Genomic DNA, 21909 nt, shown 5'->3' on the forward strand with positions numbered 1-21909 from the left:
AAAAGTAAAAATTATAATAAGATATAGGCAAATAAACGTTTTATCCTAGGAAAAATATGATAAAAAAATATTTTTACCTTCTCAATAGAAAAAAAAGATTTTCTATTTATTATGCTTTATATCATTAATTAAATAATACTTTATATATATGAAAATTTTTATATTATTTTAGTTAATAAACTATTAAACTGCCTTTACCTTAAAATGAAATTATGTAAAATAATTAAAAATATTTAAATAGGATTTAACTTTACAGTGAGAAAAAGTTAACCAACAAAGCAAAATGGGTCGCTTAATTTATTAGACAATTTTTATTATTCTAGTAAACCCACTACAGAAAACAATAAAACTCAGCGTAATCATTTATCTAAATCTATTGACATAGCAAACCAGCTAAGAAAATTCCATTTTTCTCACTGATATTTCTTAATTAACAGCTAGGTGATGTACTATATGAATGATCTTCTTCGTCATCCCAATCTTTACTGTTATCATCATCATGATCGTCTCCATCCATTGTGAATCTTCTAACCTTCATAGTGTCCGCCATCATTTCCATAGGATTTTTATCCGAATTACTTTTACCTGAAGGTGGTGGTATTGGTGGCTGCTGTCCTACTACTGGCGGCTTAGGTTTGAATTTAAAACTTTTTATTTGCTCAATAAAATCTGTACAAGAATCTGAAGGCGGCGGTGGCACTGCTGACTGTTGCACGGGTGGCGGCGGCGGTGCTGGCGGTGACACTGCTCTACTGACAGAGCATCTGACTGTAATGGCAACTGCCTTGCCAGCAGCTGTTCTAACTTTGTTTTCTGCTGTGCTTGCCAATCTAGCTCTTTATCGAACGGCAATAATAAACCAGAAGGGGTGAGGTTATGTATATTTATTATTTTTTCAAGATAATACTTCAATCTAGGTAAGTATATCTCCTTACATTTGTAAGCATATTTTTCAAATATATCTTTTTCAAACATATTTTTTTCAATTTTTTCTTCTAACTGCTTCATATAATCATGAAGCTTAGTCTTATTTATAGAATATTTAAATTGATAATATTTTAGTAACGGATCATCTTTTTGTTCATTTTTTTAATAGATTCTTGGCTTAGAAAAGATGTATATAAATCACACATTTTTTATTTAAATCAAATTTAAATTTATAATAATCTAATTTTTCTGAGCTACATGGGTTGTTCTTTTTATAAGAATTAAATTTTTCATTAAAATATTGATGAAGATTTTGATAGACCTTTTCTCTGCCTCGACATTTTTCTAATTTTATTTCTAACTCTGAATTATGATTTGAAGCATTTCTTTCACTTGTGTTAGGATGCTGTTCTGTTGACAGATCAGTTTTCCACTGTATTACTTTTTCTTTTGATCTTCTTCTTAATTCTTCACTCGGCATAAAAGATTGGAGTGACTCTGAAAATTCAGAATCGGAAGGAGCAATAGATATCAAATCAGAATTATCTTTTAAGCTATTTTGATTGACTCGTCCTTGCTCAGTGATTTGATCATTAGGTGATATGCGATCTATCATCGAAATAGGATTAAGAAATTTTGCCATCTCACAGATAGCTTCTATAGTTAAATCAATATTTCTAATTAATAAATCATCAGTGATGATTTTTTCCTTATTATCGACATTGCTTATAATTTGTCTAATATTTATAGAAAGGGGGCCATGGTTTAATAAATCGCTCTGACTAATCTTTTGAGTTTCCTTTTGCTGCCCAATCAGCTTTAGAAATTTATTTTTTAACTTTTCCCATATTCCCGGCTCTTGATGAAGAGATAATTTATTTAACAGATCAACTAATAAAAAATTTTCCCCGTAATTGGCTATAGCTAATTCCAAAAAATAACTCAAAAAGAAAATATTTTTCTGAAATTCATCTTCATTTTTTTTAAAATGAAAGCTGTAATCATATTTGCTCAAAAAAGAAATAATAGATTCTTTATCTGTTAAATTTTTATAATTTTCAATGGCTAACAGTTTTATTTTTGGCTGAAAATAACTTGGAGCAAGATCTATTTTTATTAAGTCAGTGCTTAACTGACCGTAAATTTTTAAATATTTTTCTTCGTTGTTAATCTTTTTCAAATTAATCATAATTTTTATTATCTTTATGAATAAAAAATAATATTAAATTTAATAACAAAAGATGTCAATGTTAACTATATTTGTTAGTTATATTTATAACTCTATAAATAATAAGAAAATCTAATTGAATTAGAGGGTAAATCAATACTAAATTTTTACACTTATTTACGAAAATAAAGATAATTCATCCTTACAATTCACTATAAAAAATAAAATTAGCGCTGTAGCGCTATATTTTTTATTTTATTAATTCAGCAAACAATCTATCTCCTGTAATTCATCATGATGATTTGACCAAAGAATATAAAAAAATTATGCTAAATTTATAAATGGATGTCTATCTAATACGTATCACACTATTAACTGGCGCAGATACTTTCAACATCAATCAACCTACACGTAACGCAGAAAAGGACCTTTTATTAACTTCAATTCTATATGTGAACAAACAGAGATATGTCATAGCTAAACGGTTTGGTGAGCAGAACAATTCATTAAACTCATTAGATAATGAAAATAACGAACTCTCATTCATCCATGCCCGATTTTCTAGATTTTAGTATATAATTAAACGTTTCATACGAAGCTTAATTAAACTTAAGTCATGTTTTTGGTCAATTACTATGCTCAACCCAACAGAAACCCTATCAGAAGCGTTTAAACTAAAAGCGGGACTCATCACCCTGACTACTTTCTATTTATTAAATGCTGATATAGTGTATTTGGAAAAAAAATTAGCTCATTTTGTAAAGCAAACCCCTCAATTTTTTCAGAAACTACCTATTATCCTGGAATTCTCAGCCTTACATGAGCCGAAACAATCTTTTGATTTCTCTAAAATTAGCCAATTATTACGTCACTATGGGCTAATCCCCATTGGTATTCGTGGTATTCACCCAGAGCAAGAGTTTGCAGCCGCCCAAGCTGGGTTAGCCATACTACCTACCCTACGTTCATCTGAAATTCTAAGTTCGCCGACCACACCATCTACCCTTCCCTCCTCTCCTACACCGCTCTCTCCCGCTAAAATCGTGGCCCAACCTATTCGTTCGGGCCAACAAGTCTATGCAAAAAATAGTGACTTAATTGTTTTAACCTCTGTCAGTCCTGGAGCAGAACTGCTTGCCGATGGGAATATTCATATTTATGGTAGATTAAAAGGACGGGCTCTAGCCGGGGTGAATGGTAATCAAGAAGCACATATTTTTTGTAAAGATTTGCAAGCTGAACTGATTTCTATTGCAGGACATTATTGGCTAAATGAAGACTTACAAAACTTACAGCAAAAAATGAGTCAACTTGATGCCCATATCTTTCTTGAGCAAGAACGTTTAACACTTAAAAATTTAGGTTAAATGGGTCTTTAGCAAAATTCTGACAACCATTGAGAAAAAATCCGAACTTTATAATGATCAAATAATTTTACTGGAAAGAGCCTAATTTAGTCTTCTAAAGATAGAATTTCTTGATCAGAAAAACCCATTACTTTTCTGATAACTTCGAATCCTTTTTAGCAAGCATATTCTTATACTACTCCGAAAACCTTACTGTTGGCGTTGCGGCATACATAATATTCTCTTTGCAGTGATGCGAATATTAGTTTTTTAGATTAAGTAAATCTTGCTCTGATAAGCCGGTCGCTTTCTGAATAATGTCATGATCCATACCCATATTCAGCATTCTCTTAGCAATCACTAAGTTAGCTGTTTAAACATAGTATAAGCCTCTGAAAAAAAGAGAATTTTTTATAAACTATTTCGAACTTTTTGAACAGTTTTAGTTACATTCTTAAACTTAAGAAATAGAGTAGATAGACCTTAACTGAATTACTTTAATGGAGGACGGTTTAGTCGTTGGACCATTATCCGTTCTGTTGACAGAAGGAGTTAATGGACTTAACGGAGGATTGGTTGACGGAAATTGAACCTGATTTTGCTTAATAGATTCGGCTAATTTCTTAGTTTCAGCAAATGCCGCTTGTGGATTGACTTGTGCAAGTTGGTCCAAGTGAATCGCTTTCTGCGGATTTTTAGCCAGTTCGTACATCACATCCGGCGTGTTATCGGTTAAGTTTGCCAGATCCAATACGGCTGGTACTTTAGTCCAATTCACACGGTTGATAGTGTCATTAAAACATTAAAATCAGCGTATTTTTCTTCACCGGGTTTTAATTTACCTAAAAATTCCTACGCCGCTTTCCGCATTTGTAAATCACGTTGTATTGCTGCTTGACTATCAAGTTGTTCTTTATATCTGTTCTTCAGGTATCCCCCGTAGAAAATGAAGACGGAGCTGTATCAGCATTATGATTTATAGTCACTAAAGGAGGATGCGTTGAGGCCTGTCCCACTTTAATACCTTGTTCATACGCTTCTTTTTTTGTTTCTCCTACAATGCGATTAACAACCGATTGCGGTACTTATTTTTCTACTGTATTTACAGAATCATTCGATAAATTTTGGCCGGATGTTGTTTCCGTCGTTTGTCCTTCGTGTTGTTCCATTTTTTCCTTCGACTACTGCCCCGTTACGGTAAAACCTTATTTAAGGTGTAAGTCCCGACTATTTTTACCGGATAGTTCCGTAAAACCTCTATGACGACAGAGTTTCAATAGCTATTAAATATTAGCTTAATAGTTATCGCTTAATTAGCTTATACATAAGAGAAATTGCCAGTTCATTATTTTGAGGTAGCCTCACAAAAATTTAACTATCAAAAGGACTAAGGCTAAAGGTAAGCATAAATACTTACCTTTAATTTTTGAAATAACTGAATTAAGCTCTAAAAAAACGCGGCTGTTCTAGTGATTCTTGTATTTCTTGATTTATGGCTTGGACTTGATTAGGAAAATATTTCTGAACTAAATTTTCGAGAATGGCGACGGTTTTTGCATCAGGTTCACCAGAATAGTTACTTGGGTTAAAATGCATTTGAAATGCTTGCAAGGTAGTACGCGTTTGTTGATCTAAGGTTCCGGTAACTTCAATAGTATAACCATAGGTTTTTAAATTTCTTTGGAGCCGCTGAATATCAATTTCTTCTTGCTCTTTTATTTCAAGTGCTTGCTCGTTAAACCAAGCGCCAATACCATTGTCGTAAAGTTTTTTCCAGGGAAATAATGGGCCTGGATCAACTTTTCTTCCTGGTGCTATATCACTATGACCTATTATATTAACTGGTTGAATGTCATAACGCCTAACGATATCCTTTGCAAGTTTCATGACAGTTTGGATTTGGTAATCCGAAAAAGGATACCAAGTACGCTTTCCCTCTTCCTCTTTATAACCTAAATTAACAATTTCTATTCCAATAGATGTATCGTTAATATTTTTGCGTTTTCCCCAACTACTAACACCCGCATGCCAAGCACGTTCATTTTCTTTCACTAATTGAAAAATTTTTCGCTGTCCATCTATGTCGGTTTCTGGAATTAAATAGTGAGCACTGAATCGGTTAGAGTTTTCAATGAATTTCAAGATCCAGTGCTGTATAATGTAAAACCAAATGGAAAATACGTTGATTATAATTTGGGGAAGGATGCGTTGTATCAATAATTAAATCACTATTACCCATAACTACTCCTTTTGTATTAGTTATTTTTTCATAAAAAATTTTAATTGTTTTTAATCGCTAGATCAATCTCTCGTACAAGCCGTTCTGTGTGCGCCTTCTCAAGCTGCACTAGATTTTCGTTATGTGAGGTTTGTAAACCTGCCATAAGTTTGACTTTATCTGTGTCCATGGATGCCTTGTTTAAGCTTAATTCAATGGCTTTGTGTGCGTTATCAATATGCTGTTGCTGAATATACGTCGCTAATTTAGCTTTTTCTAAATTGAGTTTTTCTTGTAACGGATTAACTTGATTCATTTGTTGCTGCGGCCACTGTTGCGGCACTTGTCTTGCTTTTAGTTGCTGTATAAATTGTTCTGCGAGTGCTTTTAGCTGATCAATACCACGTATTTCGAGATGATCTAAGAGAATCGGTAAACCTTCCGTATTGATAAATTCGGAAAATAAAGGCGATGCTTGCATGATTCCCATAATTTGTTAATGATCAAGTAGCAGAACAGAGTACCCACTCTCATCCAAGAAAATTATTTTCCTTACCTACTTCAATTCATTCCATTGACTCAACAGCCTTTCGTAAGAATATTCAGGATCAAGATGAACGCAACGCACAAGGTCACTACGATCAGTTACCCAGCAAAACAACATGCGTGACGACTGAAAATTGTTACTGTAAAACGTCACTTACCTAGAAACCTCTTTTAAATAAAAGTACGTGTTTTTTTATTGATTCGATTCTAAATTTTGTGCATTAACCGATTCTCGAATCAGTGTCGCCAACCCAGCACTATGTCGAGGGTCATCATTTAATGCTGGAATATAATAAAAAGCTTCCCCACCGGCTTGTAAGAAAATTTCCCGGTATCGCTTTGCAATTTCTTCTAAGGTTTCTAAACAATCGACTGCAAAACCTGGGCACGTTACGGTCACACGACGAATTCCTCGTTTGGGAAGTTCAGCTAAAACTGCTTCGCAATACGGTTGTAACCATTGTGTTCTTCCAAAACGAGATTGAAAGACAACTTGATATTGATGTGTAGCTAAAGAAAGCGTTTGTGCCAGTTGATGGGCAGTGGCAAAACATTGCTTTTCATAAGGATCCCCTAAATCCACCGAACGTTGTGGTAAGCCATGAAACGAAAACAAAAGATAATCATGATCCGGTTTCATTTCTTGTTGGAGATGTGCTGCCAACGCATTAAGATAGGCTGGATGTGCAAAATAAGCATTAATAAAATGGAGTGTAGGTATCACACGTTGTTGTTTAAAAAAATCCGCTATCGCATCAAAACAACTGGCCGTGGTCGCGGCAGCATATTGCGGATAGAGTGGCAATACCATAATAGACCTTATGTTTGCATCGGCTTGCAACGTTTGTAATGCCGAAGCAATAGAAGGTGATCCATAGCGCATCGCTAAACAAACCTTAAAACGAACACCCAAGTTTTGTTGTATATTCTGTGCCAAGCGCTGCGAATATACCGCCAAAGGGGATCCCTCTTCTAACCAAATCGATTGATACAACTTCGCTGATTGTCGACTACGGATCGGTAAAATCAACATTTTTAACAAGGGCTGCCATAACCACGCTGGTAATTCCACCACACGTCGATCACTTAAAAATGTTGTTGAGGTGTCCCTAAATTAATCAGTAAAACACCTATGCGCGCTGCAGGATTCATCAAGTACGAATTCCTTGACCTTTCTTAAGAAGATGAAGATTCACTAAAAATAAAAGAATACAACAAACTAAAATAAAGAATAAAGCCTTAAAGACAGGAATATCACTAATTCCAAGTAACGCATAACGAAATGCATTCACAATATATAAAATAGGATTAAACAGTGAAAGCTTCTGCCAAAAAACAGGCAAGAGATGAATTGAATAAAACACTCCGCCTAAATACGTCAACGGAGTCAGTACAAACGTCGGCACAATCGAAATATCATCAAAACTTTTCGCAAACAGTGCATTGGCAAACCCCGCCAATGAAAATAAAATGGTGGTTAAAGGAACGATCGTCACTAAAACCCAAAGATTATGAATGGGAAGATGCGTAAAAAAACTTGCTAAACCCGTGATGAGCACGCCAACGAGCAAACCGCGCGCCACGCCTCCCGCAACAAAGCCCCCTAATAATAAGACATTGGGCAAAGGCGCAATCAGAAGCTCCTCTATACTGCGTTGAAAACGCATCCCGTAAACAGACGTAACCACATTTGTATAGGCCGCAGTAATCACCGACATCATAATTAAACCGGGCGCAATATACTGCATATACGTAAAACCTTGAATTTGACCAAGGCGTTGACCAATCAGTCCACCAAAAATTAGAAAATACAGTCCGGTTGAAATCAAAGGAGGAAGCAACGTTTGCGACCAAATACGCAAAAAACGTTTGATTTCCTTACGTAATAAGGCCCAAAAAGCCAAAGCATAGCGTTGATTAGTCGGCATTTTTTCTTTCCAGGTTTGTTTTTAAAGTGAATTCAGCCTGCGCTTGGCGCGAAATAATTGATAAAAAAAGCGCTTCTAAGCGATTGCTTTTATTCCTTAAGCTCGCTACTTCAATCTGTTGTGTATCCAGATAGTGAAATACGCTATTGAGTGATTGCGCTTTTTTTACATCCACTTCAATTGTCCACGGATCTTGTAAACGCAACGTAAACTCTGAAGTCGCTTGCGGTGCTTCAGTTAACGGCTTTTTGAGATCACAAACAAACGTTTCACGATCAAGTTCGCTTAACAAATTTTTCATACTGGTATTTTTTAAAATACGTCCTTTATCGATAATTGCGATATTTTTACAAAGATGTTCCGCTTCCTCAAGATAATGGGTGGTTAAAATAATCGTCGTGCCCTCGCGATTGATAGTTTGTAAAAACTCCCACATAGAGCGCCGAATTTCAATATCGACACCGGCTGTGGGTTCATCGAGAATCAAAAGTTTGGGTTGATGAACTAACGCACGTGCGATCATCAAACGTCGTTTCATTCCCCCGGAAAGACGCATCGAAATTTGGTGGCGCTGATCCCAAAGTTGGAGTGCTTTTAAATAACGTTCCGCGCGCTGTTTGGCTGTACGTAACGGTATGCCATAATAACCCGCTTGGTAAATCAGGACATCCATCACTTTTTCAAAAATACTAAAATTGAATTCTTGAGGCACTAACCCCAAGCAGGCTTTGGCCGTAATCCCAATCGTTGTTGACTTGCCTGCACCATTTGGGCCGAGTAATGCAAAAAAATCACCCTGCTCAACCTGCAAGTCAATCCCTTGAAGCGCCACCGTGTGTGGAGGATACACTTTACATAGATTCTCAATACTCAGTGCTTGCATAAAGACCTAGGTACTTTAAAATTAGGCGGTAAAACCGATTAAAAAGCGAGTATAGCAGACAAATCCTTTCGCGTTTCCCACTTTACGAGAAACGACGTTTTTTTAGCGGGTCCCGCCGGTCGCCTGGAAGTGGTGAGCCGTCATCCAGAATCCGCAAACTTAACCACGGCCATTGCCGTGGTGTGTCATCCACACCCTTTATACGGTGGGACAATGAAAAACAAGGTGGTTTACACGTTAGTCAAGAGCTTTGAACAACTCGGTCTTGATACCGTTTGCTTTAATTTTCGGGGTGTTGGACAAAGTGCGGGATATTACGATGAGGGCCGAGGTGAAGTCGCCGATTTACTTGCTGTATTAGAATGGATCAAACAGGTGGCACCACAAAAATCCATTTGGCTCGCTGGCTTTTCCTTTGGTTCGTATATTGCTGCGTGTGGCGCATTAGCCTGGCCGACTATCGAAAAACTAATTTGTGTCGCCCCTCCTATTGAAAACTTTCCTTTTAAAGCGCTTGCTTCGTTTCCTTGTCCTTGGTGGCTGATACAAGGCGATAAGGATGAAGTGGTTTCTGCCGAGGCGGTATTTGACTGGGAAAAAACATTAATGAATCGTCCTCATCTGCTGTGCTTAGCGGGCGCCAGCCATTTTTTTCATGGCAGATTAGTTGAATTACGAGAACGATTGGTTGAATCGTTATCGATAGAGTTCGATCCTTCAGATCCTGGATCAAACTCTCAAACTGATGAGTAAATTTTTTCCTTCACAGCCTGTATAATATTCAGTACGGCTTTTTACCGATATTTTCAATTTTATGACTCCCTTACAACGCTACCATCAAAAAATTAAAACAGAAATGTGGCAGGCCGATAGCGCGCAAGAAGCTGCAGTGCAAGCATTACAAGCTATTTATGAAGCACTCGTTCTGAAAAAAAAATGGCCCACCTGGCGTAAACGTAAATTATGCCAAGGCCTTTATTTGTGGGGAGAAGTCGGTCGCGGGAAGACACAGTTAATGAACTTATTCTATGAAACGCTGCCGGTACCTAAATTACGTATGCATTTTCATGCGTTTATGCGTTTTATTCATGAGTCTTTAGCCAACGCACAAGGAAAAGTAAATCCTTTACGCTTTATTGCACGACAGTTAGCAAAACAAACTCAAATTTTGTGTTTGGATGAGTTCTTAGTTCATGAAATCAGTGATGCCATGCTACTTAGCCAACTTCTAACAGCCCTGTTTGATCAAGGATTCATTTTAGTCACCACCGCCAATACCTCACCCGAAAAACTCTATGCCAAAGGATTACAACGCGCCTTATTTTTACCGGCGATTGAACTCTTAAAACAACATCTGAGTGTAGTACAGCTACAAAGTGCCCAGGATTATCGAGGTATCCACGCGGACGCAACCGGTCACGCTACTTCCGTCACCCTCACCCTATCGCAAACAGAAACTAAACAGTTATTACAGCATTTAGCGAATGGACAAGTTATTTCCCAGGAAACGTTATGGTTACATGGTCACCCATTAACGCACTATGGCTACACTCAGCAGCTTATTTGGTTTGACTTTGAATATATTTGTTCTATTCCACGCTGCCAGATAGATTATTTAACCTTAGCAAAACGTTTTTCAACAATCTTGATCACAAACGTGCGCGCTATTGAGGAAGAAGACCGAAATCGTGCCCGACTTTTTATTCATTTGATTGATATTTGTTATGACGCAAACACACAGCTTTTTTTTGATTAGTGAGCAACCCTGGTCGAGCCTCTACGATTTAGCTTTTGAATTTAACCGGACACAGAGTCGTTTAATTGCTTTTAAAGAGACAGCCAACGTATTGTTAGCTAAGATTAAACCTACTTTTCCATAGCGTTCAGCGAATCTCGTCTGTTTCACTTGAGTAAAGGAAAAAGAAAGATGTCCTTATCCTCAAAGCTTTGGTCCTAAAAAAGGACGTAAACACGCCCTTTTCATACCACACATTAAAGAATTACTTTTAACTTTTTCAATGGTTTAATTTTCACTACTTTACGCGCTGGCTTTGCTTTAAAAACAGTTGGCTCACCTGTAAAAGGATTTACTCCTTTACGTTGTTTGGTTGCAGGTTTTTTAACAACTGTAATTTTTAAAATACCCGGCAAAGCAAATGGCTTTCCTGACTTAACATGTGAATGCATCACTACTTGCAACCATTCCATCACTTCTGCAATTTTTTTCTTTGGGAGCTCAGTATTTTCACAAAGATAATTTAATAAATCCGTTTTTGTAAAAGATTTACTCACTGCCGCAATTTTTTTGCCGCTTGCCGCTACTTTTGCTTTTTTACGTGTGCCACTTGCCGCCGAAACGGATTTCTTTTTAGCTAACTTTTTAGCCATGATTCATATTCCTCTTATATTAAAGGGGTAAACAGTAGGTTACGACATTATAAAATAGCATATTTTTCGCTTTTTACTAGAGGCACGCACATTATTTTAATAAAAACACAGTAGAATCTGTTCTTTTCTAAAGAAACTGGATGATTTGCACAACCGTTTCAATAAAAATCAATAAAATGATAACAAATTCAAGAATACTCGAATAACGATATTGTAATTGACTATTCAACATTTCTAATATCTCATGCACAACATCTAATTTATGATTCAGCGCAGCAACGCGTTTGGGAATGTCCAGAAAATGTTCGGTCATTTCATAATACGCTTCCATATTTGAATAACGCCAAAAATATTCGGGAACATCCAGATATTCGCTGCTTAAATTAACCGAACTGCGGGTTAAAAAGATTTCACCAATTCGCTTAGAAATCGCTTTACGTGAGAGCGAAATGCGCCCATGCTCTGCTAACTCTTTAGGAATATGACTATTGGCCTTAACGGTTTCCTTAATCGATTCTTCATATGACTCCAATTTAATCGATTGCGCTAAACCGTAGGAAATGGCTAATTTTAATTGAATGTTCTCTATTTCATCTTCACCAAGAGTGATCACATCGACATTGTAACGATGATGCGGAAAAAGACGCGTTTCTTCATCCTTATAATAAATGAAACGATCGGTTTCAATTTTAGCGAGAGGATCAATTGAAAAAGGTTTGATTTGTTCTAAAAGAATTTGTTCTTCTTGCTTACGTAACCCCCATGTCACGAAACAACCGTGCTGAAAAAAAAAGACGGCAATGTCACGATCACATTGCGTGAGATAAAGCACATTACGAAAAAGCTTAGCAATATAGCGTTGTTGCCGAAAAAAATCACTCAACGCATTCATATCGTAACGAGCGGCTGTACAAAAAGAAAGACAGCGCATAAAATTTAAACGGCCCCACTACTGGTAAATAAACTAGAATTATTCAGATCACTCTTCTTTGTTCTAATCTTTATCCTTACGAATGACATTTGAGCATTTTTTCTCAGAAGCAATTTGCTGGGGAATGCCGTTGTGGTTATGTAAAATCGATTCCACTAAACGCCAATCCACTGGGATACTTGCATACGGCTGTGTTTGCAGCTGTTTTTTTAATAAACTTACCCAAGTTCGCCCTGCAAGCGGATACGTTTGTAATGGTACATGTGCCTCCAGGTAAAGTCTATTGCTTTGGTATGCCAATTTATTGGGTACATTGATAATATAAACGGGATCCTTAGTTTTAATTTGCGGAAAAAGATGTTGGGATACATCCGTAAACAACCGGCACTGCTTCGGCGACCAATCCCTTCACTATCATTTGTGCCATGAATCAAATACGTAAATTGTTTAAGGCGTAAAGCATAACCACCGAGTGGATTATCTGGACCGGGAGGTACTTTTTTAGGAAGATACACGCCTTCTTTTTTACGATCTTCACGAATAGCCGGCGGCACCACCCAAGTGGGATTAATCATTTTTTGTGCAATCCAAGAAGGACCTAATGGAGTATCCCATCCTTCACGACCAATCCCAACAGGATAAGTTTCTTACCACCGCGCGTTTCGCAGGATAATAATAAATACGCAGTTCAGCTAAATTAATGACTAAGCCACGCCGCGGCCCAGGCGGTAAAATAAAACGACTGGGAATCACGATAATCGTTCCCGGTGCAAGCTGTTTAGGATTGACACCCGGATTTGCCTCCAACAACTCCACATAACCGATATCAAAACGTCGCCCCACCTTGTTAAAAGTATCTCCGGGTAACGCTTGCGTCCAGGTCACTTCGCCAACCACCGTGGTGTGCGCTGAGGGAAGAACGTATGTCCGCGCAACCGCACACGATCCCATAAACAGAAGCAAGATACTGCCTAATCCACACCTTCGTGAAACTTTATCGCGGTCTATCATCACCTTCATCATTTCGAATCAGCCACCTCATTTGCTTAACAACGTATTCTCTTATTTCATCTTTTCATCAATACGCTCTAAAACGCACCGCATAAAAAATAGACGAAAAGAATCGGTATTCTACATCCAATGTGTGATTACGCAACCGATGATCATCGGATATACGGCGGCTTCTTTTTTTACTTGTGTGTTTTAATCCCTATAACTTTAACGCAGGGGGTTTTATTTTACAGTATTTTATACTAGGCTTATTTATTGTCTACTTATTTTAGCTGTATGTTAACCGTTGATACTTACCGCCATCGCTTTACGCTACGTGGTATGCAGATACTACGTCGTATTGATAAGCCTTTGTTTTTTGGATTGCTACTTTTAGTTACCTTCGGTTTATTTATCCTCTACAGCGCAAGCAATGAAAATACTCAATTAGTAGAAAAACAAGCCATTCGTTTTATTGTCGCATTTGTGCTGATGGGATTGCTGGCGCAAATTCCACCCGGTATTTATCGTCTTTGGGCGCCGTGGTTTTTCTTATTCGCTTTTTCTTTAGTCGTTTTAGTACTCCTCATTGGCGTTGTCGGCAAAGGCGCACAACGCTGGCTACATTTTGGGTTATTTCAGTTTCAACCGTCTGAACTGATGAAATTAGCCGTACCGTTAGTGTTAGCTTGGTACTTACATGATAAGCCACTACCACCGACCTTCCCTCATCTCATGGTTTTATTATTGATTTTCTTGATTCCTACTTTTCTAGTCATGAAACAACCGGATTTAGGCACCGCACTCCTGATTGCAATTTCTGGATTTAGTGTCATCCTATTTGCTGGAATCAGTGGCCGTTTACTGTTATTAGGCAGCTTAGTCGTCATTATTGTGGCGCCAGTCGGCTGGCACTTCATGCATGATTATCAAAAACTACGCGTACTGACTTTTTTGAATCCTGAACGCGATCCTCTAGGTGCGGGTTATCATATTATTCAGTCTAAAATTGCAATTGGTGCAGGCGGGCTACTCGGTAAAGGTTGGCTACAAGGCACTCAATGTCATCTTCAATTTTTACCGGAACATACCACCGATTTTATTTTTGCGGTCTGTGGAGAAGAGTTTGGTTTATTGGGTGGTTTTATTTTAGTTACTCTCTATTTCTGGATTACGCTACGTGGCTTTTATATTAGCTTAAATGCACAGGATACGTTTTCACGTTTGGTCGGAGGAGGCATTAGTTTAAGCTTTTTTCTCTCGGCATTTATTAATATTGGCATGGTCAGTGGTATATTACCGGTAGTCGGTGTCCCATTACCGCTCATTAGTTACGGTGGCACTTCTTTAATTACTTTAATCGCCGGTTTTGGTATCCTCATGTCGATACAAACACACCGCAAACTTATTGGACAATGAAAACAGAATGATAGCTTTTCTCAAACGTTGCGTTCTTTTTCCTCTACAAGTCTTCGCTTGGTTAATCGCGGCGGGCTTATTGATGGCTGCCTGCACCGCTTATTCCGACAAACCAGAAGTCCGTCATTTTATCGATAAAATGGTGCAACAACATCATTTTGATCGTCAACAATTAAAGCAGTTATTGGATACGGTTCGACCGAATCCAATGATTATTCGACTGATGAACAAACCGGCTGAATCCTTTACCTGGCCACGTTATCGCAAGATTTTTATCAGCGAATATCGGGCACGCAAAGGAGCGCTGTTTTGGAAAAAACATCAACAAACCTTAGCCTATGCTGAAAAACGTTACGGTGTCCCTGCGGCGATTATTGTCGCAATACTCGGTGTAGAAACACGTTATGGTGAAATCACCGGTAAATATCGTATTCTTGATGCACTGAGTACATTAGCCTTTCAACCAGGGGGTCGACGCGCCGCGTTTTTTCAGAGTGAACTTGAGCAATTTTTATTACTCAGTCGCGATAATCAAGCCATCAATGCACATAAAACAAAAGGTTCTTATGCTGGCGCAATGGGCCAAGGTCAGTTTATGCCGAGTAGTTATCGCCGTTTTGCCGTCGATGCAACACACAAAGGCTATAGTGATTTGCTCAATAATCCAAACGATGCCATATTGAGTGTTGCACATTATCTACAAGCGTATGGCTGGTCTCGTGGAGAACCCGTTATCGTACCGGCCCGGGCCCCGACAGCAATAAAACAGTTACCTGGAAAAAATGCATCGTTAAAACAATTTGCGCGATGCGGCATCTATCCTCAAACAACTTCGCTTGCCAATGATCTCAAAGCCAACTGGGTCGCCTTACCCTTAGAGAACCATCAGCAAGAATACTGGTTAGGCTTTCATAACTTTCAAGTAATAATGCACTATAACACGAGTACTTTATATGCCATGGCAGTGTATCAATTAAGTCAGGAGATCCAACACTATTACCAAAAAGAGTCTCTTTACCATGCTGTTAAAGCTTAAATCCTCTTCTCTGACCATTTTTTTACTCCTTTGCTTTTTGTCGGGTTGTGCCACGACGGGCAGTAAATCCTATACTAAGACACGGCGTTATCCACTTATTCACGATAAAGCACCCGCCTTTAAAGTAGATGTAAAAAAAATTCCACGGGTTGTCCCTAAAAAAGAGCCTTTAAGCAAACGTGGCAACCCTAAATCCTATGTTGTGTTAGGACGACGTTACTATGTCTTAAAAAAGGCTCAAGGTTACCATGCACGCGGGGTTGCTTCTTGGTATGGCATGAAGTTTCATCATTTTGAAACTTCTAATGGTGACATTTATAATGTCGGTGCTTTCACTGCTGCGCACAAAACCCTCCCACTTCCGACTTATGTCTCAGTCAGAAATTTAGAAAATGGAAAAACGGTTGTCGTCAAAGTGAATGATCGAGGACCGTTTGTCGCAAACCGTCTGATTGATCTATCGTACGCCGCTGCGAAAAAACTAGATATGCTTAAAACGGGGACCGCACGTGTTGAAATACATGCGATTCATCCTGGGATCACCCGTCTTGCGCAGCAAAATACTTCTAAAAGAAAGAAAAGAACGGCTTTAGCGACGGTACACCACACTAAAACAAAATTACCGCAACCTATTTATCTTGGTATTTTTAAGCAACGACATCAAGCGCAACAACTGGCACTCTTGGTCAAACAGTGGACACCTTCTCCCGTAAAAGTAGAAAAAAAATCGATTCATAAACGAACCTATTATCAGGTTGTCATTCAACCCCCTACTAACCACAAAAGTGAAGTGAAACTACGTCAACAGCTTCGTTTGGCTGGACTCACCACCTCATCGATTTCTTCACAACGATCTTAACAAACGGTGGCTAAACTGAACTCTCTTTTACTTTGGCGTAAAATAAAACTGTTGTGTAGCCTAATCGCGCTTATTTTAGTAATTACGTTCAGCTTCAGCTACGCGCGAATACTCGGGGTAACCAACATTCTGTACACGGATTATGGAAAGTTTTACCACTCACAACAGTTATTTTTAGAAGGAAAGAATAGTTATTCGCCAATTTTTTTTGTGCAGACTGCACCCCATTCCTCCTCTCAAAAAAAACCGGCGCGCCTGGCAGTGAATCTAAATCCCCCTTTTTTCACCTTGCTTACCTTTCCTTTCGCTTATTTAAGCTATTCCCACGCACTTTATTTATGGATTTTATGCTCTATTTTTGCCGGTGCGATCAGTGTCCTGCGGATTCAAAAAACGTTATCTCCGCAAAACAAACCGACTCTACAAAGTCGCTTAAGTATTTTACTGGCTTTCTTTGCGTATTTCCCAACCTTTGCTTCACTACAATTAGGTCAAGTGACACTTTTATTACTGCCACTACTCGTCTTGAGCTGGCAGTCGGCACGTAACCACCAATCGATTCAAGTGGCCATGTGGTTAGGGATCGCTGCAAGTTTAAAACCTTTTATCGGATTGTTTGCTCTTTATTTTTTATTACGTAAAGAATATCGTGCGTTGATTACTTTTATTCTAACTGGCGGAATCTGTGCTTTATTCGCTGTCTTTTTTTTAGGAGCCGCGGATTATCATGCGTATTTACAGGGTTTGCATCACATTACCTGGGCCGCATCCAGTTGGAATGTTTCCCTGTATGGAGTATTACTTCGTTTGTTCGGTGGACCGGAAAGTAACGCGGCGCTTTTTTCCTTACCCAAGATCTTGCCACTTCTCTATTCGATTCTAGTATTGCTTCTATTGGGCGGAATAATTAATTTTTTTCATTCGTGCTCTGACGCGCGCTTAGATGACAAAAGAAAAGTAGATTTAGAATTTTCGATGATTCTCGTCGCGATGTTATTAATCTCGCCTCTAGGATGGCTCTACTATTTCCCGTTTTTAAGTCTACCCTTTTTACAATTATTTTATTATGCGAAACAAGGCAATTATCCTATTTTTTTATTTTTTAACCTTGGCCTTTTTTTTATTACTCACCAACATTCCGTTAAGTTTAATTCCCAGTTCACACATCACCCCGCACAATATGTTCGCCATCTTCTGGAGTGCCTCCTTAAGTTTCATTGTTTTACTCAGTCTAATGGGATGTTTATTTCTCATGCGCCGTTTAATGGCCACTCCTTTTCAAATGAGACTGGGCACGATACCCCCCCCTCTGTTATCCTTGATTTATTTTATTGTGTTTTTACCGTCAGTCATCGGTATTATCCATATCGTCATCGCTATGTTGTCATTCACCAGGATTAACCTATGCTCAGCTATCCTCACATCAACCCGATTGCCTTACAGTTAGGGTCCATTAAAATCCATTGGTATGGCTTAATGTACGCGGTAGGTTTTCTTGGCGCATGGTTTTTAGCAAGCTATCGTGCAAAACAACCGGGTAGTCGCTGGAATTCGGATCAGGTGAGCGACTTACTCTTTTATGTTGCATTAGGTGTGATTATCGGTGGTCGATTGGGATATATGTTATTTTATGATTTTCCTCAATTTATCGCCGCACCTTGGACCCTTTTTCAAATCTGGCAAGGAGGCATGTCTTTTCACGGTGGTTTACTGGGTGTATTGGTTGCGATTTATGCTTACAGCCGTAAGACAGGGAAATCTTTTTTGAAATAACTGATTTTGCTGCACCGCTTGTTCCGGTTGGTTTAGGTGCAGGACGTATTGGTAATTTTATTAATGGCGAGCTCTGGGGACGCGTAACGGATGTGCCCTGGGCAATGATTTTTCCACGCGCCGATTCACTCCCCAGACACCCTTCGCAATGGTATGAGTTTTTCTGTGAAGGAGTCATTTTATTTATTTGCTTATGGGTTTACTCTTCCAAAGTACGACCTAAAATGGCCGTTTCGGGTTTATTTTCTTTATTATATGGCCTGTTTCGCTTTTTCCTTGAATTTTTTCGGGAACCGGATGCACAGCTCGGTTTTATTGCTTGGAATTGGTTGACGATGGGGCAACTGCTCTCTTTACCCATGATTGTCGTCGGTCTCTTTCTCCTGTACCGTGCTTATCATCCCTCGCAACAAGGGCTGAGTTCATGAAAAATTATTTTTCTGCCGTATAATCTGTTTAAATAGTGTATGCCAGTTTACGGTATACACTATTCTCATATTAGGATCGATTTTGCAAAAATAACGAAAATCGTTAGCGATATCGACTGTCAATGATATTAAGAGATGAGGTTCCTTTGAGTTTTACACCCCAGACACCCCAACGTGCTCTGCAATCAAGGTTTTTTGTTGAAAGTTACGCTCTCCTGGCATTGGCTTTGCCCTTGGTGTTAAGTAGCGTCATTGAAACGTCGATTGGTTTTTTTTCAAACCTTTTTTTAGCGCACTTAGGCGCAAAAAGTCTTGCTGCAGGGGCCTTAGTCAGTTGGGTATTCACAACGATTATGGTTATTATCTGGGGAGTCTTTTCGGCGATTTCTATTTTAGTTGCCCGCTATTATGGTGCCAATCAGCCGCTACAAATTCGCGCGGTATTATATGCTGGCTTGTTGCTAGCCATTCTCCTTATGATTCCAGCAATGATTTTAATGTGGAACTTGGCCCCTATTTTCTTATTTTTCGGTCAAAAACAGAGTGTTGTCACCTTAGCTCAACCGTATTTACATGGCTTAGCTTGGGCCATTATTCCTGATTTTCTGATTACTGTTTTATTACAGTTTTCTGCAGGATTAGGACGCACAAAAACGAACTTAGTGTTTAGTTTATTATTCGTTCCTTTAAATATTTTCTTTAATTATAGTTTGCTTTTTGGAAAGTTTGGACTACCTTGTTTGGGTATTGCGGGTATTGGCTGGGGTGCAGCATTGGCTTTTTGGATCATGACAACGGGCTTTATTTTTTATTTTTTACTCAATCCCAACTACCGAATTTATTGGCAACGATCCCGAGTTGAGCCGATTTATCCTGCATTAAAAGAGATTCTGCAAGTCGGCTTTCCTTTAGGTCTTATGTATTGTGTTGAAGTCGGTTTTTTCTGGCGATGACGGTTGTTATGGGCTGGATCAGTGAAAATACGCTCAGTGCGAATCAAGTGACCTTACAGTTCTATTGGTTATTCTCGATTGTTACCTTTGCATTAGGGCAAGGTTTATCGATCCGGATTGGATATATTCTTGGAAGCCATAACCAAAAATCTGCTCATTATGCTACGTATTTAGGTGTGTTTTATGCCTGTACTTTCATGCTATTTGCAGCCATACTTTATTGGGTTTTTGCTGAAAAGTTAATTCATCTTGATTTTGCTTCCACACCTGAAAACAGTGAAATTATCTTTTTAGCGAAGCAGTTTTTAGCCTTAGCAGCTTGGGTGCAAATCATTGAAGCGCTACGGTTTTCTTTTTGTGGTGCATTACGTGGACTCAAAGATACGAAATTTACTTTATGGATTTCTGTTTTAATTTATTGGGGAATCACCTTACCTCTAGGTTATTTACTTGGTATTGTTTTTAAATTACAAGGCTATGGGATTTGGTGGGCAACATTACTGGGCCAATTACTGGGAACGCCTTTACTGATTTGGCGCTATCATCGGAAAATACGGGACTATTTTTTAGGTTAACTTATGCTGAGATCAAAACGACGACCCAAACCGCTTCTTCTTTTGATTCTAGATGGCTGGGGCTATCGCGAAGACGATCGTTATAATGCGATTGCCAAAGCGCCGACCACCTGCTGGGACGAATTAATGGCGAATTATCCGCATACTCTTTTAAAGGCTTCTGGACTAGCAGTAGGTTTGCCTGAAGGACAAATGGGTAATTCCGAAGTGGGTCATTTAACCATAGGGGGCGGTCGTGTTATTTATCAAGATCTCACGCGGATTAATAAAGCAATTGAAGACGGCTCATTCTTTTCAAACGAAGTCTTATGTGCGGCCTTACAAAAAGCGAAAGATACTGATAAAGCGATTCATATTTTAGGGTTACTTTCTCCCGGTGGCGTGCATAGTCACGAACAACATATTTATGCATTGCTCGAATTGGCGAAAAAAATTGGGGTAACTCGTTGTTATCTTCATATTAATGGGTCGCTACTATGCCATGGATAGGGATAAGCGTTGGGATCGTACCCAAGCAGCGGTTGATTGTTTGTTGATGGGTGAAGCACCTTATCACGCTGACAATCCACTCAGTGGCTTGGAACAAGCCTATAGTCGTGGTGAAACCGATGAATTTGTTAAACCCACGACGATTCATGAAGCGAATAAACCGTCCATTAAAATTGAAGAAGGTGATTGCGTCATTTTCATGAATTTTCGAGCGGATCGTGCACGACAACTTAGCCGCGGTCTCTTAGATGCTGATTTCTCAAATTTCAAACGCATCTTACATCCCCGCTTAGGTGCCTTTGTCTCTTTGACACATTATGCCAGTGATATTCATAGTCAAATTGCTTTTCCACCCGCATCATTTGTCAACGGTTTAGGTGAATACCTTGCGAAACATCATTTGACACAATTAAGAATTGCCGAAACTGAAAAATATGCCCATGTTACTTTTTTCTTTAATGGAGGCGTTGAAGCGCCCAACCCTCATGAAACACGACTCTTAATTCCTTCAAAAAAAGTAGCGACCTACGATTTAGTACCCAAAATGAGTGCGCTGGATATTACAAAACAACTGCTCCGATGCCATCGAACATAAAAAGTATGATGTAATCATCTGTAACTTTGCAAATCCCGATATGCTCGGTCACACCGGTAATACTCAAGCCACAGAACAAGCGATTACTTGCATTGATCATTGTATTGCTGGAGAAATGATTATTACAGCCGATCATGGTAACGCTGAATGTATGTATGATGAAACCACTCAGCAACCACATACTGCTCACACAACAGAGCCAGTTCCGTTTGTGTATGTGGGACGCCGTGCGAAAATGATTGATGGGCATACCGGTACTTTAGCGGACGTCGCACCAACTGTCCTCGCTTTACTAGGCTTACCCAAACCAAAAGAAATGACTGGTGTTAATTTAATTAAATTAAAATAACGTTATAAAATAGATACACCGCTAAGATAACGGTCAATCTTAGATATTATTTTAAGATAAATGCGTTGTAAGAAGAAAATTAAATATTTTTTTTGAACAATAAATTAC

22 protein-coding genes and 2 pseudogenes are annotated in these 21909 nt (G+C 38.6%); 11 read left to right on the forward strand and 13 right to left on the reverse strand.

All coding sequences use genetic code 11. The features are described from left to right. Positions 1 to 430 precede the first annotated feature (430 nt). The 3 genes from S3O_RS0106050 to S3O_RS0106055 all read right to left on the reverse strand — a co-directional run bounded on the left by S3O_RS0106050 (position 431) and on the right by S3O_RS0106055 (position 2116). Positions 431 to 700 (reverse strand): hypothetical protein, encoded by a 270-nt coding sequence (locus S3O_RS0106050; RefSeq protein WP_156792790.1) that lies wholly within the window; start codon positions 698 to 700, stop codon positions 431 to 433. Next, on the reverse strand, positions 652 to 1008 hold the full coding sequence (locus S3O_RS17340; RefSeq protein WP_156792791.1) for a hypothetical protein: 357 nt from the start codon (positions 1006 to 1008) through the stop codon (positions 652 to 654). The genes S3O_RS0106050 and S3O_RS17340 overlap by 49 nt, the downstream gene beginning before the upstream one ends. 97 nt (positions 1009 to 1105) lie before the next feature. After that, the gene (locus S3O_RS0106055) at positions 1106 to 2116 is read right to left on the reverse strand and encodes a hypothetical protein (protein ID WP_010598182.1); all 1011 of its coding nucleotides are present in this window, start codon (positions 2114 to 2116) and stop codon (positions 1106 to 1108) included. A 614-nt stretch (positions 2117 to 2730) separates the two neighbouring features. Between S3O_RS0106055 and minC the strand changes: the two genes are divergently transcribed. Next, positions 2731 to 3462, forward strand: a complete 732-nt coding sequence (minC, locus tag S3O_RS0106065; RefSeq protein WP_010598183.1) for a septum site-determining protein MinC — start codon at positions 2731 to 2733, stop codon at positions 3460 to 3462. Positions 3463 to 3901: 439 nt separating this feature from the next. On the opposite strand, the gene S3O_RS0106070 is transcribed toward minC, so the two are convergent. The 6 genes from S3O_RS0106070 to S3O_RS0106095 all read right to left on the reverse strand — a co-directional run bounded on the left by S3O_RS0106070 (position 3902) and on the right by S3O_RS0106095 (position 9016). Continuing rightward, entirely contained in the window at positions 3902 to 4219 is a 318-nt protein-coding gene (locus tag S3O_RS0106070; protein WP_033227403.1) for a hypothetical protein, read from the reverse strand. A 662-nt stretch (positions 4220 to 4881) separates the two neighbouring features. After that, positions 4882 to 5583 (reverse strand): N-acetylmuramoyl-L-alanine amidase, encoded by a 702-nt coding sequence (locus tag S3O_RS14045; protein ID WP_010598185.1) that lies wholly within the window; start codon positions 5581 to 5583, stop codon positions 4882 to 4884. A 137-nt stretch (positions 5584 to 5720) separates the two neighbouring features. Next, a complete protein-coding gene (locus S3O_RS0106080) occupies positions 5721 to 6140 on the reverse strand; it encodes a hypothetical protein (protein ID WP_029463686.1) in 420 nt (139 codons plus the stop codon). Positions 6141 to 6398: 258 nt separating this feature from the next. Further along, a complete protein-coding gene (gene hemH / locus S3O_RS14050) occupies positions 6399 to 7280 on the reverse strand; it encodes a ferrochelatase (RefSeq protein WP_010598187.1) in 882 nt (293 codons plus the stop codon). 76 nt (positions 7281 to 7356) lie between these two features. Then, on the reverse strand, positions 7357 to 8133 hold the full coding sequence (locus S3O_RS0106090; protein ID WP_010598188.1) for an ABC transporter permease: 777 nt from the start codon (positions 8131 to 8133) through the stop codon (positions 7357 to 7359). Further along, positions 8123 to 9016 carry an ABC transporter ATP-binding protein gene (locus tag S3O_RS0106095; protein ID WP_010598189.1) on the reverse strand — a complete coding sequence of 298 codons (894 nt, stop codon included), beginning with the start codon at positions 9014 to 9016 and terminating at the stop codon, positions 8123 to 8125. The genes S3O_RS0106090 and S3O_RS0106095 overlap by 11 nt, the downstream gene beginning before the upstream one ends. Before the next feature lie 132 nt (positions 9017 to 9148). On the opposite strand from S3O_RS0106095, the gene S3O_RS11755 reads away from it, so the two are divergent. Together S3O_RS11755 and zapE are read left to right on the forward strand one after the other, a co-directional pair. Then, a complete protein-coding gene (locus S3O_RS11755) occupies positions 9149 to 9769 on the forward strand; it encodes an alpha/beta hydrolase (protein WP_235776206.1) in 621 nt (206 codons plus the stop codon). A gap of 61 nt (positions 9770 to 9830) precedes the next feature. Next, a complete protein-coding gene (gene zapE / locus S3O_RS0106105; protein WP_010598191.1) occupies positions 9831 to 10772 on the forward strand; it encodes a cell division protein ZapE in 942 nt (313 codons plus the stop codon). Between the two features lie 236 nt (positions 10773 to 11008). Here zapE and S3O_RS0106110 read toward each other — a convergent pair whose 3' ends face one another. From S3O_RS0106110 to S3O_RS15570, 4 genes are all read right to left on the reverse strand, one after another. Continuing rightward, entirely contained in the window at positions 11009 to 11404 is a 396-nt protein-coding gene (locus S3O_RS0106110; RefSeq protein WP_010598192.1) for an HU family DNA-binding protein, read from the reverse strand. A gap of 127 nt (positions 11405 to 11531) precedes the next feature. Then, positions 11532 to 12335, reverse strand: a complete 804-nt coding sequence (locus tag S3O_RS0106115) for an RMD1 family protein (RefSeq protein ID WP_010598193.1) — start codon at positions 12333 to 12335, stop codon at positions 11532 to 11534. A 218-nt stretch (positions 12336 to 12553) separates the two neighbouring features. After that, positions 12554 to 12964, reverse strand: coding sequence for a L,D-transpeptidase (locus S3O_RS15565; protein WP_083827676.1), 411 nt, complete (start codon positions 12962 to 12964; stop codon positions 12554 to 12556). Beyond that, positions 12954 to 13358, reverse strand: a complete 405-nt coding sequence (locus S3O_RS15570; RefSeq protein ID WP_050816854.1) for a LysM peptidoglycan-binding domain-containing protein — start codon at positions 13356 to 13358, stop codon at positions 12954 to 12956. The genes S3O_RS15565 and S3O_RS15570 overlap by 11 nt, the downstream gene beginning before the upstream one ends. A gap of 264 nt (positions 13359 to 13622) precedes the next feature. On the opposite strand from S3O_RS15570, the gene rodA reads away from it, so the two are divergent. The 8 genes and pseudogenes from rodA (at position 13623) to gpmI (ending at position 21801) form a co-directional block, all read left to right on the forward strand. Further along, positions 13623 to 14744, forward strand: coding sequence for a rod shape-determining protein RodA (gene rodA, locus S3O_RS0106125; protein ID WP_010598194.1), 1122 nt, complete (start codon positions 13623 to 13625; stop codon positions 14742 to 14744). Then, the gene (gene mltB / locus S3O_RS0106130) at positions 14734 to 15780 is read left to right on the forward strand and encodes a lytic murein transglycosylase B (protein WP_235776207.1); all 1047 of its coding nucleotides are present in this window, start codon (positions 14734 to 14736) and stop codon (positions 15778 to 15780) included. Before rodA ends, mltB begins: the two co-directional genes overlap by 11 nt. Next, positions 15764 to 16639 carry a septal ring lytic transglycosylase RlpA family protein gene (locus tag S3O_RS0106135; RefSeq protein WP_010598196.1) on the forward strand — a complete coding sequence of 292 codons (876 nt, stop codon included), beginning with the start codon at positions 15764 to 15766 and terminating at the stop codon, positions 16637 to 16639. The genes mltB and S3O_RS0106135 overlap by 17 nt, the downstream gene beginning before the upstream one ends. A 210-nt stretch (positions 16640 to 16849) precedes the next feature. Continuing rightward, on the forward strand, positions 16850 to 18040 hold the full coding sequence (locus tag S3O_RS0106140) for a glycosyltransferase family 87 protein (RefSeq protein ID WP_192805898.1): 1191 nt from the start codon (positions 16850 to 16852) through the stop codon (positions 18038 to 18040). 3 nt (positions 18041 to 18043) lie between these two features. Next, a pseudogene (lgt, locus tag S3O_RS14060) lies at positions 18044 to 18840 on the forward strand (prolipoprotein diacylglyceryl transferase). Positions 18841 to 18986: 146 nt separating this feature from the next. Beyond that, complete coding sequence (locus tag S3O_RS15575) at positions 18987 to 19793, forward strand: MATE family efflux transporter (RefSeq protein ID WP_192805899.1); 807 nt, start codon at positions 18987 to 18989, stop codon at positions 19791 to 19793. Continuing rightward, positions 19790 to 20368: an MATE family efflux transporter gene (locus S3O_RS15580; protein WP_010598201.1), complete on the forward strand. Its 579-nt coding sequence runs from the start codon at positions 19790 to 19792 to the stop codon at positions 20366 to 20368. The genes S3O_RS15575 and S3O_RS15580 overlap by 4 nt, the downstream gene beginning before the upstream one ends. Positions 20369 to 20371: 3 nt before the next feature. Then, positions 20372 to 21801: pseudogene (gene gpmI, locus S3O_RS14070) on the forward strand (2,3-bisphosphoglycerate-independent phosphoglycerate mutase). Positions 21802 to 21909 lie beyond the last annotated feature (108 nt).

This window comes from Rickettsiella massiliensis 20B, assembly GCF_000257395.1.
GTDB lineage: Bacteria > Pseudomonadota > Gammaproteobacteria > Diplorickettsiales > Diplorickettsiaceae > Diplorickettsia > Diplorickettsia massiliensis.